The sequence below is a fragment of the Azospirillum brasilense genome (assembly GCF_007827815.1).
GTDB lineage: Bacteria > Pseudomonadota > Alphaproteobacteria > Azospirillales > Azospirillaceae > Azospirillum > Azospirillum brasilense_C.
Genome location: NZ_VITH01000005.1, coordinates 155,253 through 166,907 on the forward strand (window position 1 = coordinate 155,253; position 11,655 = coordinate 166,907).

Annotated in this window: 12 protein-coding genes; 5 read left to right on the forward strand and 7 right to left on the reverse strand. The window is 69.9% G+C overall.

All coding sequences use genetic code 11. The annotated features are described in order from the left end of the window. Nucleotides 1–29: 29 nt before the first annotated feature. The 4 genes from FBZ83_RS11910 to FBZ83_RS11925 form a co-directional block, all read right to left on the reverse strand. Nucleotides 30–1,403, reverse strand: coding sequence for a PQQ-dependent sugar dehydrogenase (locus tag FBZ83_RS11910; RefSeq protein ID WP_145682794.1), 1,374 nt, complete (start codon nucleotides 1,401–1,403; stop codon nucleotides 30–32). Then, on the reverse strand, nucleotides 1,400–1,879 hold the full coding sequence (locus tag FBZ83_RS11915) for a DUF2231 domain-containing protein (protein ID WP_145682797.1): 480 nt from the start codon (nucleotides 1,877–1,879) through the stop codon (nucleotides 1,400–1,402). Before FBZ83_RS11915 ends, FBZ83_RS11910 begins: the two co-directional genes overlap by 4 nt. 145 nt (nucleotides 1,880–2,024) lie before the next feature. Further along, entirely contained in the window at nucleotides 2,025–2,714 is a 690-nt protein-coding gene (locus FBZ83_RS11920; protein WP_145676112.1) for a response regulator transcription factor, read from the reverse strand. Nucleotides 2,715–2,816: 102 nt separating this feature from the next. Then, the gene (locus tag FBZ83_RS11925; RefSeq protein ID WP_145682799.1) at nucleotides 2,817–3,320 is read right to left on the reverse strand and encodes a glycosyl transferase; all 504 of its coding nucleotides are present in this window, start codon (nucleotides 3,318–3,320) and stop codon (nucleotides 2,817–2,819) included. A gap of 224 nt (nucleotides 3,321–3,544) precedes the next feature. Between FBZ83_RS11925 and ribA the strand changes: the two genes are divergently transcribed. The 3 genes from ribA to FBZ83_RS11940 all read left to right on the forward strand — a co-directional run bounded on the left by ribA (nucleotide 3,545) and on the right by FBZ83_RS11940 (nucleotide 6,459). Then, complete coding sequence (gene ribA, locus FBZ83_RS11930; protein WP_186466049.1) at nucleotides 3,545–4,732, forward strand: GTP cyclohydrolase II; 1,188 nt, start codon at nucleotides 3,545–3,547, stop codon at nucleotides 4,730–4,732. Between the two features lie 179 nt (nucleotides 4,733–4,911). Further along, a complete protein-coding gene (locus FBZ83_RS11935) occupies nucleotides 4,912–5,901 on the forward strand; it encodes a hypothetical protein (protein WP_145682800.1) in 990 nt (329 codons plus the stop codon). 36 nt (nucleotides 5,902–5,937) lie between these two features. Further along, on the forward strand, nucleotides 5,938–6,459 hold the full coding sequence (locus tag FBZ83_RS11940) for a L,D-transpeptidase family protein (RefSeq protein ID WP_145682802.1): 522 nt from the start codon (nucleotides 5,938–5,940) through the stop codon (nucleotides 6,457–6,459). A 6-nt stretch (nucleotides 6,460–6,465) separates the two neighbouring features. Here FBZ83_RS11940 and FBZ83_RS11945 read toward each other — a convergent pair whose 3' ends face one another. Beyond that, on the reverse strand, nucleotides 6,466–7,173 hold the full coding sequence (locus FBZ83_RS11945) for a YggS family pyridoxal phosphate-dependent enzyme (RefSeq protein ID WP_145682805.1): 708 nt from the start codon (nucleotides 7,171–7,173) through the stop codon (nucleotides 6,466–6,468). Between the two features lie 113 nt (nucleotides 7,174–7,286). Between FBZ83_RS11945 and FBZ83_RS11950 the strand changes: the two genes are divergently transcribed. Further along, nucleotides 7,287–7,835, forward strand: coding sequence for a hypothetical protein (locus FBZ83_RS11950; RefSeq protein WP_145682807.1), 549 nt, complete (start codon nucleotides 7,287–7,289; stop codon nucleotides 7,833–7,835). A gap of 108 nt (nucleotides 7,836–7,943) precedes the next feature. Here FBZ83_RS11950 and FBZ83_RS11955 read toward each other — a convergent pair whose 3' ends face one another. Further along, a complete protein-coding gene (locus FBZ83_RS11955) occupies nucleotides 7,944–9,101 on the reverse strand; it encodes a porin (RefSeq protein ID WP_145682809.1) in 1,158 nt (385 codons plus the stop codon). A 412-nt stretch (nucleotides 9,102–9,513) separates the two neighbouring features. Continuing rightward, on the reverse strand, nucleotides 9,514–10,686 hold the full coding sequence (locus tag FBZ83_RS11960; RefSeq protein WP_145682814.1) for a porin: 1,173 nt from the start codon (nucleotides 10,684–10,686) through the stop codon (nucleotides 9,514–9,516). Nucleotides 10,687–11,030: 344 nt separating this feature from the next. On the opposite strand from FBZ83_RS11960, the gene FBZ83_RS11965 reads away from it, so the two are divergent. Further along, nucleotides 11,031–11,570 (forward strand): DUF3576 domain-containing protein, encoded by a 540-nt coding sequence (locus FBZ83_RS11965; RefSeq protein WP_014238944.1) that lies wholly within the window; start codon nucleotides 11,031–11,033, stop codon nucleotides 11,568–11,570. Nucleotides 11,571–11,655 lie beyond the last annotated feature (85 nt).

Sequence of the window (11,655 nt, forward strand, 5' to 3'; positions counted from 1 at the left end):
GCGTCAGTTGGCCCCATCAATTGGCCCCATCAATTGGACGACCCGTTGCCTTCGGTCGTCGCGCTGCCCATGTCGGCCGGCGCTTCGGCCGGTGCCTGCGCGGTCGGCGAGCGGTCGGTCACCGCGACACGCCAGACCGTGTTGGACAGATCGTCGGCAACGATCAGCGCGCCCTTGGGGTCCACCGTGACGCCGACCGGCCGGCCGTAGGTGTTGCCGTCGTCGCCCATGAAGCCGGTCACCACCTCGACCGGATCCCCGGCGGGGGCGCCGTCGCGGAAGGGGACGAAGATCACCTTGTAGCCGCTGGGCACGCTGCGGTTCCAACTGCCATGCTCGCCGACGAACACGCCGTCGGCGAAGCGCTCGCCCATCACCGGCGAGGAGAAGGCGACGCCGAGGGCCGCGACGTGCGAGCCCAGAGCATAGTCCGGCTTGATCGCCGCGGCGACCAGCTCGGGCTTCTGCGGCTGGGCGCGCGGATCGACGTTCTGGCCCCAATAGCTGTAGGGCCAGCCGTAGAAGCCGCCCTCGCGGACCGAGGTCAGGTAATCGGGCACGAGGTTGGGGCCAAGCTCGTCGCGCTCGTTCACCACCGCCCACAGCGTGCCCGTTCCCGGCTGGATGGCCAGCGCAGTCGGGTTGCGCAAGCCCGTGGCGTAGGGCCGGTGCGCGCCCGTCTTCGCGTCGATCTCCCAGACCATCGCGCGGTCGGCCTCGGCGGGCATCCCACGTTCCGTGATGTTGCTGTTGGAGCCGATGCCGACATAGAGGAACCGCCCGTCCGGGCTGGCGGCCAGCGACTTGGTCCAGTGGTGGTTGATGTAGGCGGGCAGGTCGGTGACCTTCTCCGGCGGCCCCTCGGCGCGGGTCTGGCCCTCGCGGTAGGGAAAGCGCACCAGCGCGTCCTGGTTCGCGACGTAGATCTGGCCGTTCGCGAAGGCCAAACCGTAGGGCGCGTTCAGATGGTCGGCGAAGACCGTGCGCTCCTCGTACCGGCCGTCGCCGTCGGCGTCGCGCAGCAGGGTGATGCGGTTGCCGCTCGGCACCGAGGTCGTGCCCTTGGCCTTGATGATGCCGGCGATCAGGTCCTTGGGCCGCAGCGGCGGGGCCGAGCCGCCCCGGCCTTCGGCGACCAGGATGTCGCCGTTGGGAAGCACCAGGGTCTGCCGCGGGATGCCGAGGTCGGTGGCAATCGCCGTAACGGTGAAGCCCTCCGGCACGGTCGGCTTCCGGTCCCCCCAGTTGGCGGGCTTGGCGATCTTCATGCTGGGCAGCAGGCCCTGTTGCTGCTCCGGCAGGGGCGGGTTGGCGCCGTAGACGGGCGGCGACGGGGTGCCGTCGTCGCAGGCGGTCAGCAGGGCGACGAGTGCGGCGGCGGCCAGCAGGCTGGAGCGTTTCATCGTGTCACTCCCGTGTGGCGGCCCGCATGGCGGCCCATGGGTTGGCCTGTGAGATGGCTCATGCGGAAGCTGGAGAAACCGAACCAGGTCGCCAGGACGGCGGTCACGGTGACGGCCGCCGACAGGATCAGGCCCTCCGGCATGATTCCCCAGGCGTCCCGCGCGTGCACGAAGGCATTGACGAGGCCGAGCGCGACGGTGATGACCAGCAGCACGAAATAGGCGAGCCCGCGACCGCGACGCCGGCCGGCGCGGAACAGGTCGATGAAGGCCCAGAGGAGCGAGACGCCGGCGAAGACCATGCCGCCGGCGATCAGCCAGGCGGCGAAGTTGCTCCACTGGATCTCGAAGCTCCTGGAATAGGCGATGTCGCAGAGCAGGCCCCCCAGGAACAATGGAAGGGAGGCGGCGAGCAGCACCGCGTGCAAGGGATGGATGGCCCTTGCCGGTCTGCCGTGATCGACGATGGCTACCAAGACGTCATCTCCTTGCCCGACGGGGGTCCGCGCCGGAGCGGCGCGGAAATCAATCCTTTCAATGGGCAGGCAGGGAGATGGTTCCGCGCTGCGGCAGGCCGGCAAGAGACGGTCCGGGGATCGGCGAACCGGCGGTAACCGGCGGTCAGGGCACCAGCCGGTAGCCGCCGGGCTCCGTCACCAGGATCTCGGCGTTGGACGGATCGCGCTCGATCTTCTGGCGCAGGCGGTAGACGTGGGTTTCCAGCGTGTGGGTGGTGACCCCGGCGTTGTAGCCCCACACCTCGCCGAGCAGCGTCTCCCGCCCGATCACCGCGCCGCCGGCCCGGTACAGGTATTTCAGGATCGCCGTTTCCTTCTCGGTCAGACGGATCTTGCGGGCGCCGCCGTCGGCCAGCAGCAGCTTGCCCGCCGGGCGGAAGCTGTAGGGGCCGATGGTGAAGACGGCGTCCTCGCTCTGCTCGTGGACGCGGAGGTGGGCGCGCAGCCGGGCCAGCAGCACCCCCATGCGGAAGGGCTTGGTGACGTAGTCGCTGGCCCCTGAATCGAGCCCCAGGATGGTGTCGGCGTCGGACGCCGCCGCGGTCAGCATGATCACCGGGCAGCGCACCCCCTCGCGCCGCAGCAGGCGGCAGAGGTCGCGCCCGTCCATGTCCGGCAGCCCGACGTCGAGCAGGATGGCGGCGAAACCGCCCTCCCGCGCCACGGCCAGCGCCGAGGCGCCGTCCCCGGCCTCCACCGTCTCGAATTCCTCCAGAAGCTGGAGCTGTTCGGCGAGGGACTGCCGGAGGGCGGTGTCGTCGTCGATCAGAAGGATGCGTTTCGCAAGCGTCATTCGGGGGCGTTCACCGGTGGCTCCGGGCGCGGAACTTATCATGGCCCGCGCGGGATTGCCCTAGACTTATCGGAAGGGCCGAAGACAACCGGAAGACAAGCCTCAGGCGCCCCACAGGCTGCCCAGCCGCGCGGCCCCGGCGGCGTCCGGGGAAAGGATGACCGCCGTCTCCGGGGCGAGGGCGAGGTCCACCACCGCCCGCGCCGTTGCGGCGTCCGGCACGGCGACGGCGCGCGTCAGCGCCAGCGTGCCCTGTTCCAGATGGCGGCGGGCGGCGGCGTCCTCCCCGCTCAGGCCGGGCTCCCGGCAGAGCAGCCGTTCCACCAGCGCGACGATCCTCAGGCGCCGGCTGTCCATCGCCAGGGCGGCGGCGAGGCCGGGCAGGGCGCCGCCGTCGACCAGTGCCCGCGCGCCGTCCGGCAGGCGCGACAGCGCGATGTCCGCCGCCAGCACCGCCGAGGCGTCGAGCCGCGGGTAATCGCCGGGCAGGGGATGCCGCAGGACGCTCTGTCCCTGCGCCTCCAGCGCCAGCGCCAAGCGTTCCGCGTAGCCGCCCGGCGCCCGGTTGGCGGGGAGGAGGAGATGCAGGGCCGGCTGGTCTGCCATGGCGATGGGTCTCGCGTGCAGGGGAGGAAGTGAAGACGGCGACCATAGCGCAAGGTGGATTCGCCCGCACCGGCGGCGCTTTGCGCCACCGTTGCACCACCGGCAACGGTGTGGCGCGCGGGATTTGCTGGACAGGGGTGCGCCACCTGCGCTTTGCTTCCGGCGCTCTCCGACCCATGTCGGGATCTTTCGCCCTTCGGGGCGCAGCACGCGAAGCCTCCGTTATGTACGCCGACGCCCCGTCCGACTCCGCCCCGCCCGAAGCCGTCCTGCCCATGGACGAAGCCGCCATGCGCGCGGTCGACCGGGCCACGGCCGCCCTGCGCCGGGGCGAGGCCGTCGCCATCGAGACCGCCGACGGCAGCGTCGGCGCCGCGGTGTCGGTGGAATCCGTGGCGATCGACGCCGTGCAGCGGCTGGTGCAGCTCACCGGCGCCGCGCCGGTCCTGGCCGTCACCCGCCGCCGCGCCACCGTGCTGAAGCTGATGGGGGAGGGCACGGGCGTCGTCGCCCTGTCGCTTCCCCGCTGCCTGACCGCGGACGAGGCCCACGCGCTGGGCGACCCCGAACACCGCCCGGACGGAGCGATGCCGGACGGCCTGACCGCCACGGCCATGGACCCCGGGTCGCGCGAGACCGCCGCGGTGGACCTCGCCCGTCTGGCGCGGTTGCTGCCGGCGGCCATCGTCGCCCCGGCCATCGTCGCCTCGGCCACCGGACACACAGCCGCCGGCCAAACCGGCAGCGCCGCGGAATGGGCGGCGAAGCACGACCTGTTGCTGGTCCGCGCCCGCGACATCGCCGACTATCGCGTCCATGTGGTGCGCACGCTGCGCCGGGTGGCCGAGGCCCGTGTCCCGCTGTCCGGCGCCGAGAACACCAGCATCGCCGCCTTCCGCCCCATCGACGGCGGGCCGGAGCATCTGGCGATCATCGTCGGCACCCCGGTGGCGGGCGAGCCGGTGCTGGCCCGCCTGCATTCGGAATGCTTCACCGGCGACCTGCTGGGGTCTTTGCGCTGCGACTGCGGCCAGCAGCTGCGCGGCGCCATCGCCGAGATCGCCCGGCAGGGCAGCGGCGTCCTGCTCTATCTGGCGCAGGAGGGGCGGGGGATCGGCCTCGTCAACAAGCTGCGCGCCTACCGCATCCAGGACCGCGGCTTCGACACGGTGGACGCCAACGAGATCCTGGGATTCGAGGCGGACGAGCGGGTCTATCTGCCGGCGGCGGAGATGCTGCGCCAGCTCGGCTTCACCGCCGTGCGGCTGATGACCAACAACCCGGAGAAGCTGCGCCAGCTCGCCCGCTGCGGGATCGAGGTGGTCGAGCGCGTTCCCCACATCTTCCCGTCCAACGGCCACAACGAAGGCTATCTGCGCACCAAGGCGGAGCGCAGCGGCCACATGTTCTGAGACGGCCTCTTCCGAGAATCGACTCTTCGGGGGGCAGGAAACGTCCCTTGCCCGGCAGCTCTTGCCGGGTCGCGGTCCGGACCCGGACCGAAAGCGCCCGATCGGGCGGGATTTCAGCCCGGAGAACTGGCACGCCGGTTGCTTAGGGTAGGGCTGGACACCGCGACGGGAGACCGCCCATGGCCATCGACGCCACCACCATCGACGCCGCCGCCGCTCCGCGGCCGGTGCAGCGCGATCGGTCGCCGGCCCAAGCGGCACCCGCCCTCACGGTGATGGAAAGCCGGGACAGCCCCGACCGGTACGAGGCCGAGGCCGAGATGTCCTTCGGCGACTTCCTGGACATCATCAACCCGCTTCAGCACATCCCCCTCGTCAACACCGTCTACCGCGAGATCACCGGCGACACGATCAAGCCGTCGTCGAAGGTCATCGGCGGCATCCTGTTCGGCGGCCCGCTGGGCGGCATGGCGTCCATCGCCAACGCGGTGGTGGAGCAGGCCCAGGGCAAGGACATCGGCGGGCAGATCATGGCGTCGCTCGGCTTCGACGGGGACACCGCCACCGGCCACACTCCCCCCGGCACTTCCGGAGCCACCGCGATGGCCGCCCTGCCGGACTCCGCCACCGGAACCTCGACGCCGGCCGTGGCCGCTGCGGCGGCGGACGCCCAGCCGGCCCGCACCGTCACCGCGGAGTTGCCGGACGCCAAGCGGTCCACGGCCCCGTCGCACGGGGTGGGGGCGGCGATGGGCGGGTCCGGGCGCGATGGCCTGACGGACACGCCGCATCCCTCGCGCATGCCGGCGCGCGACACCCCGCTGGCGAACAGCCTGATGGCCAAATACGCCGCCAAGCCGCACCCCTCCACCATCGGCTTCGCCGCCGCCGCGGCCCCCTCCGGCGCCCGGAAGGCCGCGGAGGCCCAGGCGCCCGCGGCTCAACCGGACGCCGCAACCGGAACCGGAGCCGCGGCCGCGCCGACCAACGCGGCCGCGCAGGCGAACGCCGCCCCGGCGAACACGCCGCCGACGGCGGCCAACAGCAACGCGTTCGCGCCCGTGACACCGGACATGCTGTCTGAGACGATGATGCGCAACCTGGCCAAGTACGAGCAGGGCCGGCGGGCTGCACAGACCCAGGCGCCCAGCCTGCGGGTGTCGGGCTGAGCGTCATGAAGCCCGGCTGCGGGTGAAGGAAGGGCGATGGAGATCACGGTTCGTCTTGAGGATCCGCCGTCCGAAGGCCGTCTCGACTGGCCCGGCGGGTCGTTCCGCTGCGTGCTGGGCCGCGGCGGCATCCGCGCCGACAAGCGGGAGGGCGACGGCGCCACCCCGGTCGGCCGCTTCGCGCTGCGCCGCGTGCTGTGGCGCCCCGACCGGCTGGAGCGGCCCGAGACTGGTCTGCCGGCCTCGCCCATCGCGCCCGACGACGGCTGGTGCGACGATCCGGCCGACCCCGCCTACAACCGTCCGGTCAAGCGCCCCTGCGCCGCCAGCCACGAGGAGCTGTGGCGCGACGACCATGTCTACGACGTCATCGTGGTGATGGGGCACAACGACGACCCGGTGGTGCCGGGCCTGGGCAGCGCCGTGTTCATGCATGTGGCGCGGCCCGACCGGGCGCCCACGGCGGGCTGCGTCGCGCTTCCCCTGCCGGACCTGCTGCGTCTTCTCAAGGACTGCGCGCCGGGCACCGCGCTGACCGTGACGGACCCGGTGGGCTAGGCGGCGCTAACCGGCGGCGGGGGTGGGGCGGGCGCCGAAGATCGCCGTGCCGACCCGCACATGGGTGGCGCCGAAGCGGATCGCCGTCTCGTAATCGCCGCTCATCCCCATGCTGACCTCGGGCAGGCCGGCGCGCCGCGCCATGTCGGCGAGCAGGGCGAAATGCATCGCCGGTTCCTCGTCCACCGGCGGGATGCACATCAGGCCGCTCACCGGCAGCGTCCAATTGTCCCGGCAGGCCGCCAGGAAACCGTCCAGCTCCGCCGGGGGAATGCCGGCCTTCTGCGGTTCCTCGCCGGTGTTGACCTCGATCAGGCAGCGCGGGCGGCGCCCGCTGCGTGCCATCTCCTCGGCGAGCGCCTCGGCCAGCTTGGGCCGGTCCACCGTCTGGATCACGTCGAACAGGGCCACCGCGTCCTTGACCTTGTTGGTCTGGAGCGGGCCGATCAGGTGCAGCTCCAGGTCCGGGAAGCGCTCGCGCAGGGCGGGGAACTTCGCTTTGGCCTCCTGCACGCGGTTCTCTCCGAACACGCGCTGGCCGGCGGCCAGGGCCTCCTCCACCGCCTCGACCGGATGGGTCTTCGAGACGGCGACCAGGGTCACCGCACCGGCATCGCGCCCGCCGGCGGCGCAGCCTTCCCGGATGGAGCGGCGGACGGCCTCCAGCCGGGTCGTGACGGTGCCGTCTGATGGATCGGTGTGCGAAGCGGACATGGCCGTCCTCCCCCCTTTGTGCTGCCCCGGCTGCGGCGCCTGCCTGTACAGGGACCGGAGGGCGTGGTAACGGACGGACCGACGAAACGCAAGCACCCCGAGGAGAACACGGCATGCGTGGTTGGATGCGTCCCCTGATCCTGTCGGCGCTGATTCTGGGGGCCGCGCCGTTCACGGCCGGCAGCGCCCTTGCCCAGAGCACCGGTGGCCAGAACGCCGGGAGCCAGAATGGCGGGAAGCCCGCCGCCGGCAAGGAAGCTCCGAAGGAGGCTCCGAAGACGGTGGCCGGATCGGCCATCGCCCAGGCGCCCTTCGCCGTGCAACCGTTCCCGCTGCAGGACGACGGCACCTACAAGGAATTCTTGGGCGCGGCGGCCGCCGACCTCAACCGGCGCTGCACCAAGCAGGAAAATTACGGTTGGGAGTTCAAGAAGGACGACGACGCCCGCCGCGACCAGATCCTGGAGTCCACCCTGGGCGGCTTCCGCAAGGCCGGCTGGAAGCTGGGCGAGGTGAAGGTCCGCTCCGTCCGCGATCCGGGGACAACCGCCTACACGGCGGAGAAGGCCAAGCAGCGCCTGCTCGCCGTCTGGACGCCGATGGAGGACGCGGCGATCCTGTTGCTCTGCGAGACCGAAGCGGCGCCCGCGACCAAGAAGTAGCGGGCCAAGGCCAAAGGAAAACGGCGCCAAAGGAAAACGGCGCCCAAAGGAAAACGGCGGCGGATGGGTATCCGCCGCCGTTCTCTTTTTCAACGGGCGTCAGGCCGATCAGAAGGCCAGACGGGTGTCGATCATGATGATGTGCGCGCGGTCGTCGGGGTTGATGCCGCCGTTGTCCAGCGTCGTCATCTTCGAGTCGAGGTCGAGGTAGCTGTACTCCAGGCCCGTGGTCAGGCCGGGCGCGATGGTGTAGGTCACGCCGGCCTGATACAGCTCGGCCTTGACCGGGGCCACGAAGCCGGTGTTCGGGCTGGTGCCGTTGGAGCGCGACTGCGAGTAGTTGGCGGCCAGGATGAACGGGCCGGTGGCGTACTGGGCGCCGACGATCCAGATGTCCTGCTTCTCCTTCACGGTCAGCGACTTGTCGTAGCCGCTGTCGCCGCTGTAGGCATAGCTGCCGCCGATCTTGAAGTCGCCGTAGCCGACGTTCAGGCCGGCGTGGACCGAGCTGAGCTTCTCGAAGCGGGTGGCGCCGACGCCGACGCCGTCATCGACCGCATCGCCGAACTGGTAGAAGGCGCTGGCCGCGACGCTGAAGCCGCCGAACTCGTTGGTGTAGGTGCCGCCGGCCTCGACGACGTCCTGGAAGCCGCCGTTGTCCTGGCGGCGGTTGATCGAGGTGTGCGAGTCGCCGGTGCGCGGCGTGTAGGAGACGCCGCCCTGGAAGCCGGCGATGGTCGGGGTCAGGTAGATCACCTTGGTGCCGACGTCGCCCGACGCGAAGGCGCGGAAGTTGTTGGTGGTGGTCGGCAGCAGCGAGTAGGTCTGCGAACCGCCCAGGAACTCCACCGTGTTGTTGTCCGGACCGCCGGCGATGCCTTCGACGTTCGGACCGATGATGCCGAACTCATCCGACAGGCCGTTGATCGTGCCGGCCTGCAGGGTGCCGAAGCCGCTGTTCACGAAGATGAAGGCGCGGTCGGCGTCCATGGTGCGGACGTTGCCGGTGCCGTTGGCGGCGCGCATGCGCACGCGGCCGCCGTACTCCAGCCCGTTGTCGGCCGTGGCGACCGGCGTGACGATCACGCGGAAGCGGTTGGCGAACTCCGTCGAGCGGGTGTCCTGGTCACGATCCTGATTGACGTAGGCGCCCTGGAAGAACGCGTCGCCGCCGATCTTGACTTCGAACTTGGTCTGGGCGGAAGCCACGCCGCTGCAGGCGATGATCGCGATGGCGGCGCAGCCCGTAACAAGAGAACGCTTCATTGATGGTCCATCCTTCTAGCAGGCCCCCAAGGAGACCGGAGCCGTGCGGTTGTGCTTCCCACCAACTACTAAGCCACTCGTTCCTTTACCCGGCAAGGGTGATTCAGCAGGGAATTCGGTTCAACTGTAACACAGTTGCCATTCCGACACAGTCATAAGTAACTGAAAGCTATTGGTTTTTCCCGCATGCCGTAAATATAGCACATTGCTTGACGAGATTTTGGGCGCAGTGAACAAAGTTTGCGCACGCGAACGCGCCCTGTCGAACCCCGTCGGGCAACGGGGCGGGAGGCGAACGACGCAAGGAAAAGGCGAAACGCCGGCAACCCGGGCCCGGCAACCCAGGCGATGCGCAAAGAAAAAGGGCGGTGGCCGAAGCCACCGCCCTTCTCCATCCACGGATGACCGCAGATTAGAACGCCAGGACCGTACGGAGCAGGACGACGTGACCGTCGTTGTCCAGGTCCACAGCGGCCGTGCTCAGGTCGCTGTCGGCCTTGAAGTAGTCGTACTGAGCCTGCAGGGTCAGGCCCGGAGCGACGGTGTAGCCCGCGCCGAACTCGTAGACTTCCAGCTTGCGGCTGCCGGCGGTGTAGAGGCTGCCAGCGTCCTTGCCGTTCTTGTAGTTGGCGCCGACGACGATCGGGCCGGCGGTGTACTGAGCGCCGACAACCCAGAGGCGGCTCTTCTCGTTGTCCGAGGTCGCGGTCTGGATCTGGCCCGACTCACCGAAGTCGGTGTACGAACCGCCGAGCGAGAAGCCGGCGTAGCCAACCTGGGCGCCAACCTGCCAGGCGTTCAGGTCCTCGACGCTGGCGCCGACCGTGGTCGTGCCGGCGGCGTTGCCCCAGTAGTAGCCAGCGCTGGCCTTCAGCGAAACGCCGCCGAAGGTGTTGCTGTAGTTGGCGCCGACTTCGACCAGATCCTCGAACGTGGTCGAGAAGCCGCGGCCGGTGGCGGTGACCGGGGTCAGGTCAGCGCGGTTGACCGAGGCGTGCGAGTCGTCGTTGCGCGGGGTGTAGCTGGCGCCCACCTGCAGGCCGGCGAAGCGCGGCGAGAAGTACACGATCTTGGTCGCGTTGTTCTCGACGACCAGCGACTGGCTGAGCATCGAACCGTTCAGGCCGCCCAGGCCGCCGGCGATGTCGGTGGTCTGACCGATCCAGGCGGTGACGCCGTCATAGATGCCGAGCTGCAGGTAATCCTGCGGGGCAGTGACGTAGGTGGCGTCGTTGAAGGAGTTGGTCACGCCCATCTGGACCTGACCGAACGCGCCCTGCGCGAAGATGTAGCCGCGGTCGGCGTCCATCGTGCGGGCGTTGTTGGCGCCCGAGTTGGCGCGCATACGGATGCGGCCGCCGTACTCCAGGCCGTTGTCGGCCTTGGCGGTCGGGGTCACGATGACGCGGAAGCGGTTGCGGAAGTCAACCGAACGGGCGCCCTGGTCGCGGTCTTCGTTGACGTAGCCGCCTTCGAAGTAGGCGTCGCCGCCGACCTTGACTTCAAACTTGGCCTGAGCGTTGGCAGCGCCGGCACCCAGAGCCAGAGCGGCAGCGGCGCAGCCCGCGAGCAGATAACGGTTCATGATTGTTGCCTCCATCCTGGCAGCAGAATTTTCAGCCCGGTTAACGTCCTGGCTGGCTCTGTGGTACGCAGATGCGGGGACGCCAGCAAGCCGGAAATCGCAAAGTTGCAGCAATGAAGGAACAGTGTGTCCGACGGAACACACCTTGATGGTGCGCCGCCGTCGCGATTCCGCGGCGCACACCGACCCGCGCCAGGGGGTCCGGTCACGCCCCCGGACACAGCAAAGGCACAGGCGGCGCCCCGCATCGCCTGTTGCCGCGGGCGGGCTTTTATGGTCTTTTCACCCGCATCCGCCGCGGTATCGTGCGCGGTACCCCGAATTTATTGATCCAGGTTCCGACCATGCGCCGTTCCCGTGTCCTTCGCCTTGCCCCCGTCGTGCTCGCGGCGTCGCTCGCCGTGGCCGGTTGCTCCAGCTGGGGCGGCCAGACGGAAACCGTCGATGAGCAGATCAAGAAGGAATACAAGTTCGGCAGCCTTCTCGGCACCGACGGCGGCTTCAGCCTGTTCGGCAAGAACAAGCGCAACGGCGCCGAGCAGGGCGATCCCAACGGCATCGGCGTCAACAGCTTCCTGTGGCGCGCCTCGCTGGACACGCTGTCCTTCATGCCGATCGTCTCCGCCGACCCGTTCGGCGGCGTCATCCTGACCGACTGGTACACGCCGCCGGACACCCCGAACGAGCGTTTCAAGGTCAACCTGTACATCATGGACCGCCAGCTCCGCGCCGACGGCGTGCGGGTGTCGGTGTTCAAGCAGCAGCGCGCCGGGTCGGACTGGCGCGACAGCGCGGTCGGGCCGGAGACGGCGACGACGTTGGAGGACGCGGTGCTGACCCGCGCCCGCCAGATCCGCGTCGCCCAGCAGGCGGCGGCGCGCTGAGCGGACGCGCCGGTTCGGCGGGAAGCTTGGCAGGGCAGGGCGCCAACGGCGCGCCGCCTGTCACCCCGCCGCCGGCGCCTTATCT